This is a genomic window from Sphingomonas sp. BK235 (assembly GCF_004345855.1).
Taxonomy (GTDB): domain Bacteria; phylum Pseudomonadota; class Alphaproteobacteria; order Sphingomonadales; family Sphingomonadaceae; genus Sphingomonas.
Window position 1 is genome coordinate 465282 of sequence record NZ_SLXN01000002.1, and the last position, 23490, is coordinate 488771.

Genomic DNA, 23490 nt, shown 5'->3' on the forward strand with positions numbered 1-23490 from the left:
CACGCTGCTAGACGCCCCCCCAACCCCGCCGGCGCGCGGGACAGGATCAAGCGATTGCGCGCGGACGAGCCAACGACCCAGACCGACACCAGCGCCAGCCCCGCCGCCGCGACCGCCACCGCGGCGCCGCTGGTCGCGCTGCGCCCGGTCGAGTCGCTGCGACGGCGCTGGCCCGCGCTGCTCGGCGCGGTCGTCACGGTGGCGATGATCGTCGGGCTGCTCCACGAGCTGCTCGACCACGGACTCGCCGGCCTGCGCCGCACCGTTCCGGATTCGCCGGGTTTCTATGTCTTTTTCCTCCTGTCCTACTTCGCCTTGCCGGTGTGCGACTTCGTGATCTTCCGCCGGCTGTGGCGCGTGCCCGCGGCGGCCTTCCTGGCGCTCAACAAGAAGCGGATCGCGAACGACATCCTCATCGGTTACTCGGGCGACGCCTATTTCTACGCCTGGGCGCGCGCGCGGCTGGAGATGGTGGCGGCCCCGTTCGGCGCGGTGAAGGACGTCAGCATCGTCTCGGGCATCACCGGCAATCTCACCGCGATCCTGCTCGGCGCGGTCGCGCTGCCGCTGGGATATGAGCTGATCGACCCCGATCTGGTCCGCATCATGTTATGGTCGCTGGGCCTCGCGCTCGCGGTTCCGATCCTGGCGGTCGCTTTCTCCAGCCGTGTCTTCTCGCTGCCGCGCCGTGACCTGTGGTTCATCTTCGCGATCGACTGGCTCCGCATCACGATCACCTCCGTCACCATCGCGCTGGCCTGGTCCTACGCGATCCCCAGCGTCGCGGTGGGGATGTGGCTGTTCCTGGTGGCGGGGCGCCAATTGATGTCGCGCCTGCCGCTGCTGCCCAACAAAGACCTCCTTTTCGCCAGCTTCGCGTTCCTGGTGATCGGGCATGACCGCGCGCTGACCGACCTGATGGCGTTCACGGCGGCGTCAACCTTGGTGATGCATCTGCTGCTGACGCTCCTGTTCGGGGCGGTGTACGTGTGGGAAAGGGTGCAGCGATGGCGACATACCGGCTGAGCCTCGCGCTGCTCGCGGCGGTGGCGGGAGCGATCGGCGCCGCCACCCCCGCCGGCGCGCAGGTGCTGGGGCAGGATGCCGCCGCCTGTGCCGCAGGGGCGCCCGGCCCTGCGATCCTGGCCAGCATCACCGGGATCAAGGACCGCAAGGGCACGCTCAAGCTCGAACTCTACCCCGCCAACGAGGAGGATTTCCTCGCCGGCGACAAGAAGTTGACCGAGGCGGGCAAGACCTTTCGCCGCATCGAGGTGGCGCCGCCGGCGAGCCTCGCGGCGGACATCTGCCTGCGCGTGCCGCGCCCCGGCCGCTACGCATTGTTCCTCGGGCATGACCGCGACGGCAAGCGCAAGTTCAACTTCTGGAGCGACGGCGCGGGCTTCCCCAGCAACCGCAAGATCGGCCGCGCGCGCCCGAAACTGGCCGATTCGCTGATCGACGTCGGCCCCGGCGTCACGCGCACGTCGATCCGCGTCCAATATCTGCGCGGTCTCGGCGGCTTCGGCTTCGCCGACTGAGGCGCGCGACCGATGCGGATCGTCGACGTCAACGAATTCTACTCGCCCAACGGCGGCGGGGTGCGCTCCTATCTCGATCGCAAGATGGCGATCATGTCGGAGCTGGGCCACCAGCAGATCGTGATCGCCCCCGGTCGCGAGGATCGCGTCGAGGAGCGGCCCGGCGGCGCCCTGCTCTATTACGTCAAGTCGCCGGGCATGCCGTTCGACTCCAACTATGGGCTGTTCTGGGACGCGGCGCCGGTCCACGCGCTGCTCGACCGGCTCCAGCCCGACGTGATCGAGAATTGCTCGCCGTGGCGATCCGCCGCGATCGTCACCGGTTGGCGCGGGCCGGCGATCCGCGCCTGGTTCATGCACAACGACAATATGGAGGCCTATCCCAAGCGCTGGTTCGCGCGGGTCGCCTCCGCCGGCGCGATCGAGCGCGCCTTCGGCTGGTATGACCGGTATATGGCGCGCTGCCTCGCGCCGTTCGACACGGTCGTCACCAACGGCCCGGTGCTGACCGAGCGGTTGCGCGCGCGCGGTCTGCGCGTCGACGCGACGATGACGCTGGGGATCGAGCGCGCGCATTTCTCCCCCGCGCTGCGCAGCCCCGCGCTGCGCGCCGCGATGCTGGCGCAATGCGGTCTGCCCGAGGACGCGCACCTGCTGATCGGCATCGGCCGCCACCACGCCGAGAAGCGCTGGCCGATGGTGATCGACGCAGCGCGGCGCGCGGGCACCTCGATCCCGGTCGGGCTGATGCTGCTGGGGCTCGGCCCCGACACGCGCACGCTGGAGCGGCATATCGCGCAGAGCCCGCACGTGCGCATGTTCCAGCCGGTGTTCGATCGCGTCCAGCTCGCCACGATCATGGCCAGCGCGGACGCGTTCATCCACGGCGGCGACAGCGAGCCGTTCGGCATGGTGGCGTCGGAGGCGCTCGCCTCCGGCCTGCCGATGATCGTGCCCGATCGCGGTGGCTCCGCCGCGGTGGCGCGGCCCGCCTTCGCCGAGACCTATCGCAGCGGCGACGCTTATGCCTGCGCGCGCGCGATCGTCGCGTTGTTCTCGCGCGACCAGCGGCTGGTGCGCCGCGCCGCGGGGGTCGCTGCGCACACGGTGCTGAGCGACCGCGAACATGCGGTCGCGCTGGTGGATCACTACCGCGGCGTGATCGCGCGCCGGCAGGCGCGGCGCGCGGGCTGACCCGCGCGGGAGGGGGCGGGGGCGGGGCGGCCGGCGTCAGTCGGCATTGGCGGAGCGTCCGCGATCGAGGTGCCCGAGCGCGGAGAGGGTGTGCGCGGACATAGGTGTCGGTCTGGCGCTCGAGCGCGCGCACCACCAGCGTCTCGGCCACCGCCTCGCGCGCGACCAGGGTGGCGGCGCGCCAGCCGAGCGCGAAGGCGCTGCCCTTGGCCGAGCGGCGGAAGGCGAAGGCCGAGGTGGCGGAGAGCCCGACGCGCGCGGCGGCGCGCTCGACGCCATGGCCTTCCGCGATCGCCTCGAGGAAGGCGCGCTGGCGCTCGGCGGACCAGCCGTCGGCGCGGCGGGAGGCGGTGAACGGGGCGGTTAACGGGTCGTCGAGCGGGTCGGTGGCGGGGGCGGGGGGCGTCTCGGCCCGGCGTGCGGGGGCGGTGATGCCTTCCATCGGCGACATGACGGTCATGGGCGCGGCTCGCTGCGGCTGAGGGGGCGGCGAGGGTGCGCGATGTTGGAGGGTGTAGGACAGGGGGGGCGGCGAGTTGCCGCAAGATCCGATCAATGCGGATTGAATTGTCTGAGCGCGAGCCGGGCGACGGCACTTCTCATCTAGCCGAGCGTCAACACTCTCGTTACGATTTTAGAAACGACGGCTTGATTGCTAAACCTTTTGCAAAATTCACCTGAAGTGAATGACGCGGAGCGTTACGACTAGCGCATATTAGTAATCGATCAGCGACGGAGTGAATGAAAGATGACGTCTGAAGTGGCTATCTTAAATAAATCCGGGATAGCGGTAGCCGCCGACAGTGCTGTCACGATCGGTGGTGCGCGGGTATGGATGTCAACTAATAAGATATTTTCATTAGGCCCGTCGCATGATTTGGCCATTATGATATACGGGTCAGGCGATTTCATGGGGTTCCCTTGGGAACTTATCATTAGGTCGTTCAGGGAATATATCAGTCAGCAACCCATCAACAAACTTGAGCAGTGTATTTCCCTTTTTCTCGATTATCTTTCCGGTGACAAGTGGCACGATCAAGATTACGAGAACCTGTCGAATGCGCACATCATCGTAAGTAGAATCGAGTATGTCCTTGAAGGGCTGGAATGGGAAGACGAATCTGAGTTTCGGAGCGTCGTTAAGGCGGAAGCTGAAAGGCTTATCGATCAGGTTCGTGAAAATGAAGTCGTGATGCCTACACTTACCTTGGGGCAGTTTAGAACTCAGTTTCTTAAGCTTATTGAAAAATTCTGTGAAGAGATGTTAGATTTCAAGGCTGAAAAAAGTACCATCGATCTAGTAACTAAGTATATTTATGAATTTTATAAGAGGAAAGATTGTTCGTCGGGCTACGAAACTGGTGTTGTTTTCCTAGGGTTTGGCGCTGACGAGCTTTTTCCATCTGTTAAGGAGTTAATAGTTGATGGAAAGCTCAATAAAAAAATCAGGCATTGGCGCTGGCGTTCGCAAGATTTAAATATACAAAAGAATCAAGATAGCGGCATAATGTCCTTTGCGCAGATGGACATGACTACTTTGTTTATGGATGGTATATCGAGGCAGTACGTCGAATTTTTCTTCAAGTTCATTGATGGAATTCTTGAGCAAAAAGCCGATGAATACCTAAAGATCTTTGGTTCATCCGACGATGAGAAGATTGTTGAAAAGGTCCTCCAAAAGCGTAAAAATGAAAAGATTATGGAGGAACTAATCCGGGCTTATAAGGGTCTGCAGCAAGTTGAGATAGTTAACCCGGTAACAACTTCGCTGAGGGCTTTGCCGCGTGACGAGATGACAGCAATGGCTGAGGCTTTTGTTGAGCTAACCTCGATGAGGAGAAAGGTCGACTCGAATCTTCAGACTGTAGGTGGCCCCGTAGACGTCGCTTTTATATCAAAATCTGATGGCCTGATTTGGGTGAAGCGTAAGTTGTACTTCGAGGAGAATGGTAATGGTGACTTCTTCGAAAGGCGTAGAAGGAAACTTGGCAAGCAACTCGAGTCGAAGGTCGGAAAAAATGCAAATTAACGGTCTAGTTAAGAGGGTTCTGCACGAGAGAAATCGGATGCACGTCTCTGATGGGACTTCCATGCAAAAATACAGCGGCTATGACTATGCAGAAGAACTTCTGCGCCGTGTTAAGATAATTAAGGTCGATCAGGATGCGGACGATGAATTGACATGAGCGCTGTATAAGCGCTGGCGCAGGCATTTATTCGTTCTTTCACTCCGCCGCCTCAGCCTCCGCCTTCACGCCCGCCCCGCGCTTCCCCAGCAGCGGCGCGAGGTACCGCCCCGTATAGCTCCTTTTCTCCTTCACCACCTCCTCGGGCGTGCCGACCGCGACGATCTCGCCGCCCTTGACGCCGCCCTCGGGCCCCAGGTCGATGATCCAGTCGGCGGTCTTGATCACGTCCAGGTTGTGCTCGATCACCACCACGGTGTTGCCCTGCTCCACCAACGCGTGGAGCACCTCGAGCAATTTGCGCACGTCCTCGAAGTGCAGCCCGGTCGTCGGCTCGTCGAGGATGTACAGCGTGTTCCCCGTCGCGCGGCGCGACAGTTCCTTGGCCAGCTTGACGCGCTGCGCCTCGCCGCCCGAGAGCGTCGTCGCCTGCTGGCCGACCTTGACGTAGCCCAGCCCGACCTCGACCAGCATCGCCATCTTGTCGCGGATCGGCGGCACGTTGGCGAAGAAGCCCGCGGCGTCCTCCACCGTCATGTCGAGCACGTCAGCGATCGAGTGGCCCTTGAACTTCACCTCGAGCGTCTCGCGATTGTAGCGCGCGCCGTGGCACACGTCGCAGGTGACGTAGACGTCGGGGAGGAAGTGCATCTCGATCTTGAGCACGCCGTCGCCCTGGCACGCCTCGCAGCGCCCGCCCTTGACGTTGAAGCTGAACCGCCCCGGCTTGTAGCCGCGCGCGAGGGACTCGGGCAGGCCGGCGAACCAGTCGCGGATCTGGGTGAAGGCGCCGGTGTAGGTCGCGGGGTTCGAGCGCGGGGTGCGGCCGATCGGCGACTGGTCGATGTCGATCACCTTGTCGAGATGCTGCAGCCCGGTGATCTTGTCGTGCTTGCCCGCCAGCACGCGCGCGCCGTTGAGCTGGCGCGCCGCCCCCGCGAACAACGTGTCGATGGTGAAGCTCGACTTGCCCGAGCCCGACACGCCCGTCACGCAGGTGAAGGAGCCGAGCGGGATCGAGGCGGTGACGCCGGTCAGGTTGTTGGCGCGAGCGTTGTGCACCGTCAGCTTCTTGCCCGAGCCCTTGCGGCGCTTGGCCGGCACCGGCACCTCGCGCACGCCGTTGAGATAGTCGGCGGTGACCGATCCCTCGCTCGCCAGCAGCTCGGGCAAGGTCCCCTGCGCCACCACCTGGCCGCCGCGCACGCCCGCGCCCGGCCCCATGTCGATGACGTAATCGGCGGTGCGGATCGCGTCCTCGTCATGCTCGACCACCAGCACGGTGTTGCCGAGGTCGCGCAGCCGGCGCAGCGTGGCGAGCAGCATGTCGTTGTCGCGCTGGTGCAGCCCGATCGAGGGCTCGTCGAGCACGTACAGCACCCCCGACAGCCCGCTGCCGATCTGCGAGGCGAGGCGGATGCGCTGGCTCTCGCCGCCCGAGAGCGTGCCCGAGGTGCGGTCGAGGTTGAGATAGTCGAGCCCGACATTGTTGAGGAAGCCGAGCCGCTCGATGATCTCCTTGAGGATCCGCTCGGCGATCGCGCGCTGCTGGTCGCCGAGATGGTTGGGCAGGTCGGTGAAGAAGGCGAGGGCGTCGACCACGCTCAGCCGGGTGGCGTGGCTGATGTCCTCGCCCGCGATCTTGACCGCGAGCGCCTCGGGCTTGAGCCGCGCGCCGTGGCAGGTCTCGCACGGCTGCGACGACTGATATTTGGCGAGCTCCTCCTTGATCCACGCGCTCTCGGTGGAGAGCATGCGGCGGTTGAGGTTGCCGATCACGCCCTCGAACGGCTTCCTGACGTCGTAGCTCTTCTTGCCGTCGATGAAGGTGAGGGTCACCGGCACGCCTTCGGTGCCGTAGAGGATCTTGTCCGCCACCTCGGGGTGGAGCTCGCCCCAGGGCGTGTCGAGCGAGAAGCCGAACTCGCGCGCCAGGCTCGCCATCACCTGCATGTAATAAGGCGAGGGCGGGTTGCTCTTGGCCCAGGGCACCACCGCGCCCTTCTTGATGCTGAGCTCGTGGTTGGGGACGATCAGGTCCTCGTCGAACACCAGTTTCTCGCCGAGCCCGTCGCACGCCGGGCAGGCGCCCTGGGGGGCGTTGAACGAGAAGAGGCGCGGCTCGATCTCGGCGATGGTGAAGCCGCTGACCGGGCAGGCGAACTTCTCGGAGAAGACGATCCGCCCCGGCGGCGCGTGGTCGCCCAGCACGACGCTCTCGGGGGTGCGCGGCTCGACCGGATCGGCCGGGTCGACATAGGCGAGCCCGTCGGCGAGCTTGAGCGCGGTCTCGAAACTGTCGGCGAGGCGCGTCGCGACGTCCTCGCGCACCACCAGGCGATCGACCACCACCTCGATGTCGTGCTTGTACTTCTTGTCGAGCGCGGGGGCCTCGTCGATCTCATGGACCTCGCCGTCGATGCGGACGCGGGTGAAGCCCGCCTTCTGCCACTCGGCCAGCTCCTTGCGATACTCGCCCTTGCGCCCGCGCACGACCGGGGCGAGCAGGTACAGCCGCGTCCCCTCGGGCAGCGCCATCACGCGATCGACCATCTGGCTGACCGTCTGCGCCGCGATCGGCAGCCCGGTGACGGGCGAGTAGGGCACGCCGACGCGCGCCCACAGCAGGCGCATGTAATCGTAGATCTCGGTGACGGTGGCGACGGTCGAGCGCGGGTTGCGGCTGGTGGTCTTCTGCTCGATCGAGATCGCGGGGGAGAGGCCCTCGATATGGTCGACGTCGGGCTTCTGCATCAGCTCGAGGAACTGGCGCGCATAGGCCGACAGCGATTCGACGTAGCGGCGCTGGCCCTCGGCGTAGATCGTGTCGAACGCCAGGCTCGACTTGCCCGAGCCCGACAGGCCCGTGATCACGGTGAGCGTGTCGCGCGGGATGTCGACCGACACGTCCTTGAGATTGTGCTCGCGCGCGCCGCGGACGGAGAGGGTGGTAAGGGCCATGCGGTCGTGTGTTCCAGATTTGTTCGGGCAGGTCCAGCGCCGGGCGCTTGCCCGCGCGATGTGGGACGCTAGGCTGCGGGCGACAAGGCGCACACGGGCACGCGCCGGCACGGGAGCAGGCGATGCGGCAGGCTGAGCGGCGGAGCGGGCGGGCGCGCGGGCGAGCGGAGCGGCGCGGGGTGACGGCGGCGCGCGTGCCGGCCGGCGCGGCGCTGCTGGGGAGCGCGCTGGCGCTCGCCGCCGCGGCGCCGCCCGACCCCGCCCCGCTCGCGCCGCAGGGCAAATGGGTGGTCAATTACGGCGAGCGCGGCTGCGCGATGGCGCGCGCCTTCGGCCCCTCGGACGCGCCCGTGATCGTGGCGTGGCGCTCGCTGCCGTTCAGCGACCGCGTCGAGCTCAGCGTGCAGCGCCGCCTCGGCCAGCGCGGGCTGCGCCGCGGCGTGCTCACGATCGCGGTGGAGGGGCGCGGCGACGAGACCAGCTACGAGGCGTTCAACGGTACCGGCGACAAGCTCCGCACGCTGCGCGGCTGGACCAGCCCGGCCCTGTTCGCCGACCTGCCCGAGCGCGCGGTGCTGACGCTCACCCCCTCGAGCGAACCCGCGCTGGCGGTGTCGCTGGTCGGCACCGCGCGCGCGCTCGCCGCGCTGGCGCGCTGCAACGACGATATCGCGCGCGGCTGGGGCGTTGCGCCGGGCGAGCGCGAGGCGGTGGCGACCGAGGCGCAGTCGCGCGGCGACCCGGCGCGCTTCATCGGCCCCGAGGATTACGCCAAGGCGGCGGTGGCGCGCGGCGAGCTCGGCACCTCGGCGCAATTGTGGACGATCGCCACCGACGGGCGAGTCAGCGAGTGCCGCACCGTGATCCCGAGCGGCAGCGAGGCGCTCGACAAGGCGGGCTGCGACGCGGCGCGGCTGCGCGCGCGCTTCACCCCGGCGGTGGGGCGCGACGGCCGGCCGATGACGAGCCACACCACGCAGGTGATCAGATGGGAGCTGCCCGGCGCGTGGCAGGACGATCCCGCCTATCGCGCCTATGTGCGCCAGCGCCGCGAGGCCGCGCGCGCCGAGGGTTGATCGCCCGCGGACGTGTCTTACCTTGCTGGCACACAGGAGGTGCGCATGGGCAAGAAGAAGGGTGCGGACGGCAAGGCTTCGCGCGGGGGATCGGGCGGGGGCGCCGGCAAGCACGCGGGCAAAAGCGCGGGCCGGTCGGCGAAGCTGCCCAAGGAGCTGTTCGGCGTGAAGCTGCCCAAGGAGCTGCGCCGCCAGGGCGAGGCATGGATCGAGCGCGCCCAGTCGCCCGCGGGCCAGCAGGCGATCGCGAGCGCGCTGACCGCGGTGGCGGGCGTCGCCGCGAGCGCGGTCGCGGCCAAGGCGGCGGAGAAGGCCGCGAGGAGCGCGGCGCCGGCGGGCGGCGCGGGGGAGGCGCAGGGTGCGGGGGCCGCGGCGGCGGGCGCCGGCGGTGGCCAGCGCACGCGCGAGCAGGAGATCGGGGACGCGGTGACGCGGGTGGCGACGGCGTTCTTCGGCGGGTTGAAGGGGCCGAAACGCCCCTAAGCTCCCCCTCAGCGGCTTCAAACCACTGGAGAGCCGAGTTGATTAGTGTAAGGTGATCAAGCGTGAGAATGCTGCGTCAGTAGCTGTCGCTTGCACGACATGCCCAGCTTGCGCAAGCGCCGTGACCCAGCTTCCAAAGCCATCTTGACTTGAAAGAACCGAAGTCCTGATTGGGGGAGATGGTAGAAGTTTTATATCACCAAACTTGGCTAAAGTTGAAGCGACAGATGGAAACCACGGCGTTACAGTCTCAAAGAGCGCGATATCGTCATTGTTTGTGACTACGGCATCTATCTGCCACGGTGTGTTTGATGCTCCTTTAAACTCGATTTCACGCCCAACTACACTAGAACCGTACAACCTCACTAACTTTGAAAACAAGGCAGATTTGATGTCTGCTCGCTGTCGTTGATGGACGCGATTGGCAAAGCGGGAACACACTTCATTAGAGCAGTTTGCAATCGTCTTAATTGCACCTTCCAGCTGGCCTTCGGTAACAAGCACCTGAAAGGATCCATCGTTTAGCAGCGTTACTCCTGAAGCTTCCGCGACGGGGATTGCATGTTTTTGATACTGTCGACGATCGGCCCCCATAATCTCACACTCACGTGCTCCGAAGGCAAAATCGCTTACGATGAAATGTGGGGGACTCCGATCTATCCAAACAACAACCGCGCCGCCGCTTGGATACATTAACGGAGTTGTGATAAATGAGCCCGTTGTCTCGTGGCGAACGGCTACAAGGCGCTTTGCAGCGGCTGTGATTGCATCCTCAAACGAGGTTGTTGTGCCTTGTTCCATCACTCGCTTCCGAGGTCCAACACGTACTCCCACTCGGGAGTTTTTACAAGATCGATATTCATGATCCCGAACTTAAGACCTACGTAGTCTCTAAAATCAATGAATTGTGACAATGTGGCGATGATGGGGCGAGCAATCGGCAGATTGTCGGGAGTAAGCGCGCCGGCTATATCGTCCCAGTTATCTTCGAATGAGTGCATGTGGGAGAGCATCTGTTCTTTATACCGTAAATCCTCTGGTCCTTTTCCCTTGTTATTGTGAGGCCTCATGGGATTCCACTCCGCCCTACAAAGAGGCCCGGTTTCACCGGCGATCCTTACGCCGTGATATTCAAGTTGGAGTACTACTTCTCGGTCAGGAATATGCGATAGCGAAGATCCTCGTAGGAAAAGACCTTCCTCAATGAGGCCGTCAATCGCCAAGGGGAGCTTTAACGAAAGTCGACGCCCGCTTGCAGTCCAGTCCGCAGACGTGGCGATCATCTTTCTGGCTGTCACAAGGTCGTGAAGCGTCTCGGCCATCGTCGGGGTGTAGCTAAGCCGATCCGCATTGGCTAATTGCATTGTGATCAGATTGGTTGGTAGCGGCACGTCGGTTTGCCACGAAGGACGGATGTCGCGCTGCCTTAGCCTTGATGGTGCTCGTTGCCTGGCGAGGAAAGTGAGAGACCCCATGCCCAACGACAAACGCCTCGCCGCCGAAGCCGCCGTCGCCGAGGTCACCCCCGGCCTCATCGTCGGCCTCGGCACCGGCTCCACCGTCGCGTATTTCATCGACGCGCTCGCCGCGCGCGTCCGTGACGGCCTCGCGATCCGCGCCGTCGCCACCAGCCTCGACAGCGCCGAGCGCGCGCGCGCCGCGGGCATTCCCGTCGACGATTTCGCCGACGTCGCGCAGGTCGATCTCACCGTCGACGGTGCCGACGAGCTCGACCCGCATTTCTACGCCATCAAGGGCGCGGGCGGCGCGCTGCTGCGCGAGAAGATCGTCGCCGCCGCCTCGGCGCGGATGGTGGTGATCGCGGACGGCGCCAAGCAGGTCGCCGCGATCGGCGCCGCCAAGCTGCCGGTCGAGGTGATCCCCTTCGCGCGCGCCTTCGTCGCCGCGCGGCTCGCCGCGCTGGGCGCCGTCACGACCCAGCGCGACTCGCTCACCGACAACGGCAACCTCATCCTCGACGCGCGCTTCGCCGCCTTCCCCGACCCGCGCGACCTCGCCCGCGCGCTCGACGCCACCCCCGGCGTGATGGGGCACGGGCTGTTCCTCGACGAGGTCGACGCGGCGTACGTCGCACGCGACGGCGTCGTTACGCGACTGGAACGCGCCGCGCCGAGGCGTTAAGGATGCGGTGAATCGGGCAACCGGCGGTGCGCCGGTGCGTTCGAGTGCGCGAGGTCCGGGGCGGTGACGTGCCCGGCGCGCGCCTATATTCTCACGGTGCGATCGAACCTGTTGCGACTAGACGAGGCGAGGGGCTGACATGACTGATACCGCTACCATCGACGCGGACGTCCACGAGGACGGCAGCCCCGAGCGGCTCCAGATCGACACCATCCGCACCCTGTCGATGGACGCAGTGCAGAAGGCCAATTCGGGCCACCCCGGCACGCCGATGGCGCTCGCGCCGGTGGGCTGGACGCTGTGGACCAAGTTCCTCCGCTACGACCCGCGCCACGCCGACTGGCCCAACCGCGACCGCTTCGTGCTGTCGGTCGGCCACGCCTCGATGCTGCTCTACTCGCTGCTGTATCTCGCGGGGGTCGAGGAGATCGACGCCGAGGGCAACAAGACCGGTCAGCCCGCGATCAGCCTGACCGACATCGAACAGTTCCGCCAGCTCAACTCCAAGACGCCCGGCCACCCCGAGTATCGCCACACCACCGGCGTGGAGACCACCACCGGCCCGCTCGGCGCGGGCTGCGGCAACTCGGTCGGCATGGCGATCGCGGAGCGCTGGCTCGCGGCGCGCTACAACCGCCCGGGCTACGACCTGTTCTCGCACGACGTCTACGCTTTGTGCGGCGACGGCGACATGATGGAGGGCGTCGCGGCCGAGGCGGCGAGCCTCGCCGGGCACCTCAAGCTCAGCAACCTGTGCTGGATCTACGACAGCAACCATATCTCGATCGAGGGCGGCACCGATCTGGCGTTCGACGAGGACGTCGGCGCGCGCTTCCAGGCCTATGGCTGGAACGTGATCCACGTCGACGACGCCAATGACGTCGGCGCGCTGTCGGCCGCGATCGAGACGTTCAAGAAGACGGACGATCGGCCGACCTTCATCGTCGTCCACTCGGTGATCGGCTGGGGCAGCCCGCGCGCCGGCACCGAGAAGGCGCACGGCGAGCCGCTCGGCGCGGAGAATGTCGCCAAGACCAAGGAGGCCTATGGCTGGCCGGTCGACAAGGACTTCTACGTCCCCGCGGGCGTGAAGGAGGCGTTCGGCGAGGCGGTGGCGTCGCGCGGGGCCACGGCGCGCGACGAATGGGTGGCGCTGTTCGACCGCTATCGCGGCGCGTTCCCGGAGCAGGCGGGCGAGCTCGACCTGCTGCTCAAGGACGAGCTGCCCGAGGGCTGGGACAGCGAGATCCCGACCTTCGACGCCGACGCCAAGGGCGTGGCGAGCCGCGACGCGGGCGGCAAGGTGCTCAACGCGATCGTCAAGAAGGTGCCGTGGCTGGTCGGCGGCTCGGCCGACCTCGCCCCCTCGACCAAGACCGACGTCAAGGGCGCGCCCTCGTTCGAGGCGAGCAACTACGGCGGGACCAACTTCCACTTCGGCGTGCGCGAGCATGCGATGGGCGCGGTGGTCAACGGCATGGCGCTGTCGCACCTGCGCGCCTACGGCTCCACCTTCCTGGTGTTCCTCGACTATATGCGCGCGCCGGTGCGGCTGGCGGCGATCATGGAGATCGGCGCGGTCTATGTCTTCACGCACGATTCGATCGGCGTCGGCGAGGACGGCCCGACCCACCAGCCGATCGAGCATCTCGCGACGATGCGCGCGATCCCCGGGCTCGACACGATCCGCCCGGGCGACGCCAACGAGGTGGCGGCGGCGTGGCGCGCGGTCATGAAGTCGGCCGATCACCCGACCGCGCTGGTGCTGTCGCGCCAGGCGCTGCCGACGCTCGACCGCTCGAAGTACGCGAGCGCGGACGGGGTGGAGCAGGGCGCCTATGTGCTGGCCGACTCGGACGGCACGCCCGACGTCATCCTGATCGCGACCGGCTCGGAAGTGGGGCTCGCGGTCGCGGCCTATGAGCGGCTCGTCGGCGAGGGCGTGAAGGCGCGCGTCGTCTCGATGCCGAGCTGGTTCCGCTACGAGCGCCAGGACGCCGCCTACAAGGAGAAGGTGCTGCCCAAGGCGGTGACCGCGCGCGTCGCGATCGAGATGGCGGGCTCGCTCGGCTGGGACCGCTATGTCGGCCTAGAGGGGCGGCAGATCACGATGTCGACCTTCGGCGCCTCGGCCCCGCTGGCGAAGCTGCAGGACAAGTTCGGCTTCACCGTCGAGAATGTCGTCAAGGTCGCCAAGGAGGCGATGGGGCGGTAATTCGCGGCGGCGGACGGGCGGCCGTCGTGTCGGCGACCGCTCACGTCCGTCATCCCGGCCTTGAGCCGGGATCCATGGTTCCGCAAGCGCCTCAATGGGCTCGTACGCGGCACGATGGATCCCGGCTCAAGGCCGGGATGACGTGGGCGGGGCGGCCGTGTCCCCGAGGAGCCGACCGCCCCGACCGCCCGCACAGGCTTATTCTACGCCCCCGTCGCCCCTATATCGGCGGGACGCGCGACGAGATGGAGGAAGGCGAGTGAGCAAGCTACAGGACCTCAGCGAGGCGGGCACCGCGGTGTGGCTCGACTTCGTCGACCGCAAGTTCCTCGAGCAGGGCGGCTTGCAGCAGCTGGTGGACAACGACGGGCTGACCGGCGTCACCTCCAACCCGACGATCTTCGAGAAGGCGATGGGGGCGGGCGACGCCTATGACGCGGGCTTCGCCGAGTTCGACCGCGCCAACCCCGGCGCCGCGCCGATGGCGCGCTACGAGGCGCAGGCGATCAAGGACATCCAGGCGGCGTGCGACACGCTGCTGCCGGTGTACCAGCGGCTGAACGCGGCGGACGGTTACGTCAGCCTCGAGGTCTCGCCCTATCTCGCGCTCAAGGGCCCCGAGACCGCCGAGGAGGCCGAGCGGCTGTGGCAGGCGGTCGATCGCCCCAATTTGATGATCAAGATCCCCGGCACCGACGACGGCGTCCGCGCGATCCGCGACACGATCGCCAAGGGGATCAACGTCAACGTCACTTTGCTGTTCGGCGTCGAGGCCTATAAGAAGGTCGCTTATGCTTATGTCGAGGGGCTCGAGGAGCGCGTCGGCAAGGGCCTGCCGGTCGACAAGATCGCCAGCGTCGCCAGCTTCTTCGTCAGCCGCATCGACAGCAAGATCGACGACAAGATCGACGCCGGCGTCGGCGGCGAGGAGGCGAAGGCGCTCAAGGGCAAGGTCGCGATCGCCAACGCCAAGCTGGCCTATGCCTGGTACGAGGAGTTCATCGCCTCGGAGCGCTGGCAGAAGCTCGCCGCCAAGGGCGCGCGCCCGCAGCGGCTGCTGTGGGCCTCGACCGGCACCAAGAACCCGGACTATCCCGACACGCTCTACGTCGACCAGCTGATCGGGCCCGACACGGTCAACACCATGCCGCCCAAGACGATGGACGCTTTCCGCGACCATGGCACCGTGGCACAGACGCTCCAGCAGGACGTCGACGACGCGCGCCACGTGATCGCCGAGCAGGCGCGGCTCGGGCTCGACCTCGACGCGGTGACCAAGGAGCTGGTCGACGAGGGCGTGGCGAGCTTCTCCAAGTCGTTCGACGACCTGCTCGCGGTGATCAAGTCGAAGCAGCCCGCCGCGGTCTGATCGCTCGCGGGGGGCGGGCTGGCGCCTGCTCCCCGCGACCGCGGGTGCGACCGGGCCATCGCGCGCCCGCGCCCCGCGCCGGCGCGCGGCTCAGCGCGCCGCCTTGCGCAGCGCCAGCCGGACCAGCGCGTCCAGCCCCGCGCTCGCGCCCAGCTCTTCCTCGGCGGCGGCCACCGCGGCGCTCGCCTCGGCGGGGCGGAAGCCGAGGTTGAGCAGCGCCGACACCGCGTCGGCGCCGGCGCCCGCGGGCACCACCTGCGCCGCCGCGGCGGGGCCGAGCGCGACCCCGCCGACCTTGTCCTTGAGCTCGCGCACGATCCGCTCCGCCAGCTTGGGGCCGACGCCGTTGGCGCGTGCCACCGTCGCCTTGTCCTGCGCCATCACCGCGCGGCTGAGATCGGCAGGCTCGAGCGCGGAGAGGATCGCCAGCGCGACCCGCGCGCCCACCCCCTGCACCCCGGTGAGCAGCCGGAACCAGTCGCGCTCGGCGGCATTGGCGAAGCCGACCAGGCGCAGGAAATCCTCGCCGACCAGCAACTCGGTATGGACCAGGCACGCCTCGCCGGCGCCGGGCAGCGCGGCGAGCGTGCGCGCCGAGGCGCCGACGAGATAGCCGACGCCGGCGACCTCGATCACCGCATGGTCGATCCCGGTCGAGGCGACCACCCCCTTGAGATGCGCGATCATGGCGCGAGCGGTAGAGCAACGCGCGCGTGCCGTCACCCGCCAAGCGCCGGCCCCCCTCGCCCGCGCGGCGCGGCCGTGCCGCGGCGACCGCGCCGGCGGATCGTCGCGCGCGCGCCTCGCTGCGCCGCACAAAAGGCTTGCGATTCGTCACGCACGTCACTATTGTGCAGTGCAACAAGAGGAGCGGTCCTGATGACGGATGAGACCTTGCCCGCGGTGGACACCCCGTCGGCCCGGCGCCCGCGCGCGCCCAAGCGCTCCCAGCCTGCCGCCGCGGCGGCCTCCTCCACCGCCGCGCCGGCGCTCGCCGTCGCGGCCCCGCTCGCGCCGGTGTCGGGCGACGCGGAACCCCTCGCGCCGGCGCCCGCCGACGCGGAGCCCCTGCCGGTGGAGGAATCCGCCGGCCAGCCCCAGCCGCCGGCCGAGCCCGCGGCCCCGATCGCAGCGAAGGAACGCGAGATGACCGATACGATCACGTCGTTCGCCGACAAGGCGCAGGAAGACACCCGCACGGCGTTCGCCAAGGCGGGCGAGCAGACCCGTTCGACCCTGGAGAAGGGCCGCAAGGTCGCCGAGGACATGGCCGAATTCGGCAAGGGCAACGTCGAGGCGCTGCTCGAATCGGGCCGCATCGCGGCGCAGGGCTTCGAGGCGATGGGGCATGAGACCGCCGCCTTCGTGCGCGAGCGTTTCGACAGCACCGCCACCGCGGTCCAGTCGTTCGCCGCGGTGAAGTCGCCGACCGAGCTGCTCCAGCTCCAGGCGGATTACTGGCGCGGTGCGTTCGACGCGCTGGTGAAGGAGGCGTCGCGTTCGACCGAGGCCTCGCTCAAGCTGGCGGGCGACGTCGCCAAGCCGCTGCAGAACCGCTTCGCGCTGGCGGCCGAGAAGATCAAGACCGCCGCCTGATCGCGGCGCCGTCGCGGCAGCGCGGCGAGCATGAAGTCCGAAGGGGCGGTCGCGGCGACGCGGCCGCCCCTTTCGACGTCGGGGGTCACCCTGTCGTCCGGTGACAGGACCCGGCCACCCGGCGCCGAACGGTCGCCGCGCCGCTCCGCGCCCTGGCCCCGCCCCGACCCCCGCCTTGGCCTCCTGCCTTGATCCTGCGCCGTGGCCGCGCGCCTTTTCGGCGCTTCGGTCTTGCCCTCCGCCGAGTCGATGCCATATCGCGCCGCGTAGCGATGCAGCAGCACAGCTCCCCGATGATGGTCGACCCGCGCGCCGCGGGTGACGACAATGACCCAGAGAACGGCGGGACCGGGCTCGGTGTCGCGACGCGTACGCGCGCGCGCACCAAGAAGCCGACGCCCTATCGCGTGCTGATGCTCAACGACGATTACACCCCGATGGAATTCGTCGTCCTGTGTCTTCAGCGCTTCTTCCGCATGTCGGTGGAGGAAGCGACGCAGGTGATGCTCCACGTCCACCAGAAGGGCGTCGGCGTGTGCGGGGTGTTCAGCTACGAGGTCGCCGAGACCAAGGTCAGCCAGGTCATCGACTTCGCGCGGCAGAACCAGCACCCGCTGCAATGCACGCTGGAGAAGGCCTGAGCGCGTCCGGCGCCGCGGGCCGACCGCGGCGTTATCGCTGTCCTGTCGCTTACTCGCGCATAGCCCGCGCCGCCGGGCACCGCTAGGCTCTCGGCGGGCAACGACGAATCACGGGAGCGGGCGATGGACCGGGACGACCCACAGCTGCGCGACGCCGCGGTGCGGCTGTACGACGACTTCACCCACACCCACCGCGACCGGCGCACCTTGCTGCGCCAGATGACCGCGCTGGCGGGCTCGGCCGCGGCGGCGGAGGCGCTGATCCTCGGCATCGCCGCCAGCCCCGCCGCCGCGGCGCAGGTCGATCCGGCGGACAGGCGGCTGATCACGCGCAAGGGCGGTTTCGGGCTCGCCGGCGGGGGCAGCGTCACCGGCTATTTCGCCGCGCCGCGCAAGCTCGGGCGCAAGCTCGGCGCGGTGATGGTGATCCACGAGAATCGCGGGCTCCAGCCCCATATCGAGGATGTCGCGCGCCGCGTCGCGCTGGCGGGCTTCTTCGCGCTCGCACCCGATTTCCTGTCGCGCGCGGGCGGCACCCCCGCGGACGAGGACAAGGCGCGCGACCTGATCGGCGCGCTCGACTATGACGCCACCGTCGCCACCGCGGTGGCGGTGGTGAAGCGGCTCGGCCAGCGTGCCAACGGCAACGGCAAGGTGGGCACGATCGGCTTCTGCTGGGGCGGCGCGCTGGTCGACCGCGTCGCGCTCGCCGCCGGGCCGGCGCTGGCGGCAGGGGTGAGCTACTACGGTCCCGCGCCCGATCCCGCCGAGGCGGCCAAGCTCCAGGTGCCGCTGCTGCTCCATTATGCCGGCAAGGACACGCGCGTCGCGCAGACCGCCGAGCCCTGGGTCGCCGCGCTGCGTGCGGCGGGCAAGCCGTTCGAGGCCTTCACCTATCCGGGGGTCGACCATGCCTTCAACAACGACACCTCGGCGCAACGCTACGACAAGGCCGCGGCCGATCTCGCATGGCAGCGCACCACCACCTTCCTCCACCAGCATCTGGACGGCTGATCGATGACGCTCACCTTCTTCACCCATCCCCGCTCACGCGGGCGCAGCGCGCGCTGGATGCTCGAGGAGATCGGCCAGCCCTATGAGGCGGTGGTGATCGACTTCGACAAGAAGCCCGCCGCGCTGCTCGGGGCCAACCCGCTCGGCAAGGTGCCGGTGATCGTCCATGACGGTGCGGTGGTGAGCGAGGCGGCGGCGATCTGCGCCTATCTGGCGGAGGCCTTCCCCGAGGCCGGGCTGGCGCCGCGCGGCGCCGAGCACGCGCCGTACTACCGCTGGCTGTTCTTCGCCGCGGGGCCGCTGGAGGCGGCGATGGTCGACAAGGCGCTGGGCGTGCAGGTGCCGCCCGAGCGCGAGGGGATGGTGGGCTATGCCAGCTTCGCGCGTGTGGTTGACGCGTTCGAGCGCGCGCTGGAGGAACGCGACTATGTCGCGGGCGACCGCTTCACCGCGGCGGACGTGTTCGTGGGCAGCGCGGTGGGGTTCTTCACCGGCTTCGGCCTGCTGGAGCCGCGCGAGACCTTCATGGCCTATCTCGACCGCGTCCGCGCGCGCCCGGCATGGCAGCGCGCCAACGACATCGACGACGCGCTGCTGAAGGGGAAGTAGGGGGGCCGAATATCCCTCACCGATCCCCGGCAAAGATGGGGGTCCTTGTACGACCTTTCCGTCATCCCGGACTTGTTCCGGGATCCACCGTGCCGCGCACTCCCAAAGCTTTGCTTCTTGCGGAGGAGTGGATCCCGGAACAAGTCCGGGATGGCGGACGGCGGGGAGATTGTCGCGTCTTCTGCAAAGGTCCCGCAAAAGTCGGGGCGCAGGTGGGAAGCCGCCGGTAGGGGTCGACGACAGCCTCCCGTCATCCCGGCCTCGCGCCGGGATCCACGGCGCCGCACACGCGCCGACGGCGGCGTGCGCGGAAGGATGGATCCCGGCGCAAGGCCGGGATGACGGTGTGGGTGGTGCGGGCTTAGTCGAAAGGCCCGCCTCCCTCATCGGGAAGCGGGCCTCGCGTGCTCAGCGATAGCGGCGCCGGTCGTGCTTGTCGTAGCGCACGCGCGCGCTCAGCGCGTCGAAGCGGCGGTCGAGGTCGCGGCGCTCCCATTGCGACAGGCCGTCGCGGCGATAGCGCCCCTCCAGCGCGGCGAGCTGGCGCGACTCGCGCCGCAGCCCGCGCGCCTCGTTGCGGTTGAGCGCGCCCGAGCGGATGCCCTGGTCGATGCGCTGATCGAGCCGCGCCTGGCGCTGATTGATCGACTGCCACGGCGCCGCGCTGGCGATCCCCGGCACCACGACGGCGGCGAGCCCGAGCCCGGCGATCACGGTCTTGAGACGGTTCATGTCACGCTCCTTTTCACTCGGCCGCGGCGTCGCGGCCCGGTAATGGGAGAGATAGGCGGCATCCTTCGCGAAACTGTCCCACCGAGCCCGCGAAAGTGTAACCGACTGTCGCGCCGCCGCGCGCGCCGTTCAGTTTCGCGCCGCGATCTCCACCAACGCGCGGTCGATCGCGCGCGTCGCCGAGGCGTCGTCGGCCATGTCGTTGGCCAGCGCGGAGAAGGTCAGCGTCCGCCCGCTCGCCGCGACGAGGAAGCCGGACAGCGCGTTGGCGGCGTTGAGCGAGCCCGTCTTGGCGAAGACCTTGCCCGCCAGCGGCGTGTCCGCGAAGCGTCGCGCCAGCGTGCCGTCGACCGCGCCGACCGGCAGCGTGTCGCGGAACGCCGCGCCCCAGGGCTGCGCCTGCGTCCAGCGCAACAGCGTCACCGCGGCGCGCGGGGTGATCCGGTCGTAGTTGGACATGCCCGAGCCGTCGGCGAACTCGGCCGCGGCGCGGGCCACGCCGGCGCGGTCTAGCATCGCGCGCACCGCGGCCTGCCCGTCCGCCACCGAGCCGCTGCCGCGCACCGCGCCGACGCGGCGGAGCAGCAGCTCGGCGTGGAGGTTCTGGCTCGCCTTCATCGTCGCGCGCAGGTCCTCGGCGAGCGGCGGCGGCGTCAGCCGCGCGAGCACCGCCGGCTCGGGCGCGCGCGCGACGTGCGCGCCGCCGCGTCGCGCCGGGTCGTCGGCGTCGGTGAGCGGCCGATGCTGCACCATCACGCGCCCGCTCACCCGCACCCCCGCCGCGCGCAGCAGCGCCGCGAGCCGCCACGCCGCGCGATGTGCCGGATCATCGACTGCGACCGCCAGCGTCGTCGGCGCGCCCGCCGGGACAGTGCCGGCGACGCGGAGCAGATCGCTGCCCGGCACGCGCGTCGCGTCAAGCACCGCCCGCGCGCCGGTGGTGACCACGCGCGACTCGACGCGGTAATAACCGTCGCCGCGCACCGTCGCGGCCGCGCCGTCGCGTGCGCCCGGCGTCACCGTCACCGCGACGGCATTGTCGTCCACCGTCAGCGCCGAGATCGCGGTGCCGTAGCGCCCGGCCATGTTGTTCCAGCTCATCCCCGCGGGCCAGCGCTCGTCGGGGAAGGCGGTGTCGTCGCCGATCACGTCGCGCACGACCCGGGTGCGCGCCGCGACCGCGCGCGCCAGCTCGGCGAGGCAGTCGACGCGGCAGTCGGGCGCGCTCGACAGCCGCGCGTCGCCGTGCCCCGCGAGCACGACGTCGCGCCCCTCGAGCCGCACCGTCGCGCCGCCGGCCGCGTCGGGTGCGGCGGTGTCGAGCGTGGCGAAGGCCGCCGCGGCGGTGAAGAGCTTGGCGTTGGAGGCGGGGACGAAGCGCTCGTCGGCGCGCTCGGCGACCAGCTCGCGCCCGTCGGCGTCGACCACAAGCAGCCCCAGTCGCGTCCCCGGCGGCAGCTCGCCGGGTGCGGCGGCGAGCAGCGCCAGCGCGAGCAGCACGCGCCTCATCGCCCCTCGATCACGTCGGACAGCAGCGCGAGGAACTCGCCCGCCAGCGCGCTGGGCGGGCGGTCGAGCAGGTGGATGGCGTGCACGTCGAAGGTCAGCGGCGGCTTGAGCGAGCGCGTCGCCAGCCCCGGCTGCATCGCGGCGTCGGCGGTGAAATTGTCGACCACGGTCAGCCCGACGCCCGCACGCACCAGCGCGGCGGCGATGTAGAAGGTACGCGCCGAGGCGATGTCGTCGAGCTCGAGCCCGAGCCGCTCGAGCTCGTCGGTGAACAGCCGCCCGATCGGCCCGCTCGCCGCCAGCGTGATGAAAGGATGCCCCGCGATCCGCGCCAGCTCGATCCGCGGCGGCGCGGCGGGCAGGTCGTGCTCGCGGTACAACACCACCAGCTCGCCCTCGCCGAGCCAGCTCTGCCCGAGCGGCGCGCCGCGCGGCACCTCGTTGGCGATCGCGATGTCGCATTCGCGCTCGTAGAGCTTGCGCAGCAGGTCGTCGTGGTGGACGGTCTGAAGATCGAAGCGCGCACGCGGGTGGCGGCGCAGGAAGCGCGCCACCGCGATCGGCAGCACGCCCAGCGCGAGGCTGGGCAGCGCCGAGATGCGCAGCGTCGTGCCTGCGCCGGCGCGCAGGTTGCGCCCGGCCTCGCGCAGCGCGCGGACGCGGTCCTGGATCTCCGCCACGTCGCCGAACAGCGCGTGCGCGTCCTCGGTCGGCACCAGCCGGCCGCTGACGCGCTGGAACAGTTCGAAGCCGAGCAGCGACTCGGCGTGGCGCAGCGTCTTCGACACCGACGGCTGCGACACCGCGAGCGCGCGCGCCGCCGCGCTGACCGAGCCGTTGACATAGACCGCGTGGAAGATCTCGATATGCCGCAGATTCATCGACATGGCGTCTAGCCCGCGGGGGGCGGCGCGGCCAGCGCGGTGCGTTCCTCGGCGCGCGCGACCAGGGCGGTGACGGTCAAATTGGCCGAGGCCGAGGGCACGGTGCGCGTCATGTCGAGCAGCCGGTCGAACGGCAGCACCAACCCGACCACCAGCGCGGTCTGCTCGGCGCTCACGCCCACCGCGGAGAGCATCGCGGCGAGCATGAACAGCGAGGCGGAGGGCACCGGCGCGGTGCCGAACGCGGCGAGCGCGCCGGTCAGCCACATCACCACCAGCATCGTCATATCGGGCACGACGCCGAGCGACTGGAGCGCGAACTGGCCGAGCAGCCCGACATAGAGCGCGGTGCCGTCCTTGCCGACGCTCGCGCCGAGCGGCAGCACCGTGCCCGCGATCGCGCGCTCGATGCCGAGCCGGTCGGTCGCGACGCGCAGCGCCACCGGCAGCGTGGCCGACGAGGAGGCAGTCGAGAAAGCGACGACCAGCGCGTCGGCGCTGCCGCGGAAGAAGCGCGCCACGCCGCGCCGCGCGACGAGGCGGAGCAGCGCGGCGTGGACGGCGATCTGTACCAGCGAGCCGAGCACCACCGCGAGCGCGAGCCAGCCGACATGGACGAACACCGCCGCCCCGCCGCTCGCCACCGCGTTGGCGACCAGCGCGGCGACGCCGAACGGGGTCAGCTCCATCACCCCGCGCACGATTTGGAGCAGCACCGCGGCGAGCCCCTGGAGCAAAGCGGTCACCGGCCGCCCCGCCTCGCCCGCGACGACGCTGCCGGTGCCGAGCAGCACCGCGACGAGGATGATCGCGAGCATGTCGCCGCGCGCCAGCGCCTCGACGATGTTGGTGGGCACGATCGCGAGCAACTGCTCGGTCGGCGTCGGCGGCGTGCCGAGCGCGTGCGGCGCGACCCCGGCGAAGCGCACGCCCGCGCCGGGGCGCAGGATGAGCCCGCATGCCATGCCGAGCGCGACCGCCACCAAGGTGGTCGCGGCGAACCAGCCGAGCGCGCGCCCGCCGATCGGCCCGAGCCGGCGCGGGTCGCCGAGCGCGGCGATCCCCGCGGCGATGGTGACGAGCACGACGGGCACGACGAGCATGCGGATCAGCCGCACGAACAGCTCGCCGACCAGCCGGATCGAGGCGGCGCCCTCCGGCCACAGCGCGCCCAGCAGCACGCCGAGCGCGAGGCCGCCGAGGACGCGCTGCCACAGCGGGACGGCGAACCAGCGCGCGGTCATGCGCGGCGTCGCTCGCACGATCCGCGGTGGGCGGGGACGTGTTGGTCGGTGCGGAAGTCTGTTCGTGTCCGTCCCTCATCCGTCATCCCGGCCT

The 23490-nt window shown here is 68.8% G+C and carries 22 protein-coding genes; 14 read left to right on the plus strand and 8 right to left on the minus strand.

Features of this window, described 5'->3' with window-relative positions; translation table 11 throughout:
- Positions 1-54 precede the first annotated feature (54 nt).
- The 5 genes from EV292_RS07730 (at position 55) to EV292_RS07750 (ending at position 4764) form a co-directional block, all read left to right on the plus strand.
- Positions 55-1026, plus strand: coding sequence for a hypothetical protein (locus EV292_RS07730; RefSeq protein ID WP_132908615.1), 972 nt, complete (start codon positions 55-57; stop codon positions 1024-1026).
- Positions 1008-1541 (plus strand): DUF2141 domain-containing protein, encoded by a 534-nt coding sequence (locus EV292_RS07735; RefSeq protein ID WP_132908616.1) that lies wholly within the window; start codon positions 1008-1010, stop codon positions 1539-1541. The genes EV292_RS07730 and EV292_RS07735 overlap by 19 nt, the downstream gene beginning before the upstream one ends.
- A gap of 12 nt (positions 1542-1553) precedes the next feature.
- Positions 1554-2735, plus strand: coding sequence for a glycosyltransferase (locus EV292_RS07740; RefSeq protein ID WP_132908617.1), 1182 nt, complete (start codon positions 1554-1556; stop codon positions 2733-2735).
- Positions 2736-2839: 104 nt separating this feature from the next.
- Entirely contained in the window at positions 2840-3217 is a 378-nt protein-coding gene (locus EV292_RS07745; RefSeq protein WP_132908618.1) for a hypothetical protein, read from the plus strand.
- A 266-nt stretch (positions 3218-3483) separates the two neighbouring features.
- Positions 3484-4764 (plus strand): hypothetical protein, encoded by a 1281-nt coding sequence (locus EV292_RS07750; RefSeq protein ID WP_132908619.1) that lies wholly within the window; start codon positions 3484-3486, stop codon positions 4762-4764.
- Between the two features lie 196 nt (positions 4765-4960).
- On the opposite strand, the gene uvrA is transcribed toward EV292_RS07750, so the two are convergent.
- Positions 4961-7882 carry an excinuclease ABC subunit UvrA gene (gene uvrA, locus EV292_RS07755; protein ID WP_132908620.1) on the minus strand — a complete coding sequence of 974 codons (2922 nt, stop codon included), beginning with the start codon at positions 7880-7882 and terminating at the stop codon, positions 4961-4963.
- A 122-nt stretch (positions 7883-8004) separates the two neighbouring features.
- Between uvrA and EV292_RS07760 the strand changes: the two genes are divergently transcribed.
- Together EV292_RS07760 and EV292_RS22570 are read left to right on the plus strand one after the other, a co-directional pair.
- On the plus strand, positions 8005-8958 hold the full coding sequence (locus EV292_RS07760) for an energy transducer TonB (protein ID WP_132908621.1): 954 nt from the start codon (positions 8005-8007) through the stop codon (positions 8956-8958).
- Positions 8959-9003: 45 nt separating this feature from the next.
- Positions 9004-9441: a hypothetical protein gene (locus EV292_RS22570; protein ID WP_165927048.1), complete on the plus strand. Its 438-nt coding sequence runs from the start codon at positions 9004-9006 to the stop codon at positions 9439-9441.
- Between the two features lie 42 nt (positions 9442-9483).
- Here the strand turns inward: EV292_RS22570 and EV292_RS07770 are convergent, their stop codons facing one another.
- Together EV292_RS07770 and EV292_RS07775 are read right to left on the minus strand one after the other, a co-directional pair.
- Positions 9484-10242, minus strand: a complete 759-nt coding sequence (locus EV292_RS07770) for a hypothetical protein (RefSeq protein ID WP_132908622.1) — start codon at positions 10240-10242, stop codon at positions 9484-9486.
- Positions 10242-10763 (minus strand): hypothetical protein, encoded by a 522-nt coding sequence (locus EV292_RS07775; protein ID WP_132908623.1) that lies wholly within the window; start codon positions 10761-10763, stop codon positions 10242-10244. Before EV292_RS07775 ends, EV292_RS07770 begins: the two co-directional genes overlap by 1 nt.
- A 151-nt stretch (positions 10764-10914) precedes the next feature.
- Here EV292_RS07775 and rpiA point away from each other — a divergent pair, with 151 nt between their 5' ends.
- The 3 genes from rpiA (at position 10915) to tal (ending at position 15167) form a co-directional block, all read left to right on the plus strand.
- Entirely contained in the window at positions 10915-11583 is a 669-nt protein-coding gene (gene rpiA, locus EV292_RS07780; RefSeq protein WP_132908624.1) for a ribose-5-phosphate isomerase RpiA, read from the plus strand.
- A 139-nt stretch (positions 11584-11722) separates the two neighbouring features.
- A complete protein-coding gene (gene tkt, locus EV292_RS07785) occupies positions 11723-13798 on the plus strand; it encodes a transketolase (RefSeq protein WP_132908625.1) in 2076 nt (691 codons plus the stop codon).
- A 259-nt stretch (positions 13799-14057) separates the two neighbouring features.
- Positions 14058-15167: a transaldolase gene (gene tal, locus EV292_RS07790; RefSeq protein ID WP_132908626.1), complete on the plus strand. Its 1110-nt coding sequence runs from the start codon at positions 14058-14060 to the stop codon at positions 15165-15167.
- A gap of 90 nt (positions 15168-15257) precedes the next feature.
- Here tal and ruvA read toward each other — a convergent pair whose 3' ends face one another.
- A complete protein-coding gene (ruvA, locus tag EV292_RS07795) occupies positions 15258-15854 on the minus strand; it encodes a Holliday junction branch migration protein RuvA (RefSeq protein ID WP_132908627.1) in 597 nt (198 codons plus the stop codon).
- 192 nt (positions 15855-16046) lie between these two features.
- On the opposite strand from ruvA, the gene EV292_RS07800 reads away from it, so the two are divergent.
- From EV292_RS07800 to EV292_RS07815, 4 genes are all read left to right on the plus strand, one after another.
- Positions 16047-16763, plus strand: a complete 717-nt coding sequence (locus EV292_RS07800) for a phasin family protein (RefSeq protein WP_132908628.1) — start codon at positions 16047-16049, stop codon at positions 16761-16763.
- Between the two features lie 296 nt (positions 16764-17059).
- A complete protein-coding gene (gene clpS / locus EV292_RS07805; protein WP_132908868.1) occupies positions 17060-17404 on the plus strand; it encodes an ATP-dependent Clp protease adapter ClpS in 345 nt (114 codons plus the stop codon).
- 123 nt (positions 17405-17527) lie between these two features.
- Complete coding sequence (locus tag EV292_RS07810) at positions 17528-18418, plus strand: dienelactone hydrolase family protein (RefSeq protein WP_132908629.1); 891 nt, start codon at positions 17528-17530, stop codon at positions 18416-18418.
- A 3-nt stretch (positions 18419-18421) separates the two neighbouring features.
- The gene (locus EV292_RS07815; protein WP_132908630.1) at positions 18422-19027 is read left to right on the plus strand and encodes a glutathione S-transferase family protein; all 606 of its coding nucleotides are present in this window, start codon (positions 18422-18424) and stop codon (positions 19025-19027) included.
- 408 nt (positions 19028-19435) lie between these two features.
- Here EV292_RS07815 and EV292_RS07820 read toward each other — a convergent pair whose 3' ends face one another.
- The 4 genes from EV292_RS07820 to EV292_RS07835 form a co-directional block, all read right to left on the minus strand.
- A complete protein-coding gene (locus EV292_RS07820; protein WP_132908631.1) occupies positions 19436-19759 on the minus strand; it encodes a hypothetical protein in 324 nt (107 codons plus the stop codon).
- 129 nt (positions 19760-19888) lie between these two features.
- Positions 19889-21268 (minus strand): D-alanyl-D-alanine carboxypeptidase/D-alanyl-D-alanine-endopeptidase, encoded by a 1380-nt coding sequence (gene dacB, locus EV292_RS07825; RefSeq protein WP_132908632.1) that lies wholly within the window; start codon positions 21266-21268, stop codon positions 19889-19891.
- Positions 21265-22149, minus strand: a complete 885-nt coding sequence (locus tag EV292_RS07830; protein WP_132908869.1) for a LysR family transcriptional regulator — start codon at positions 22147-22149, stop codon at positions 21265-21267. The genes dacB and EV292_RS07830 overlap by 4 nt, the downstream gene beginning before the upstream one ends.
- Positions 22150-22160: 11 nt before the next feature.
- The gene (locus tag EV292_RS07835) at positions 22161-23396 is read right to left on the minus strand and encodes a dicarboxylate/amino acid:cation symporter (RefSeq protein WP_132908633.1); all 1236 of its coding nucleotides are present in this window, start codon (positions 23394-23396) and stop codon (positions 22161-22163) included.
- Positions 23397-23490: the final 94 nt, after the last annotated feature.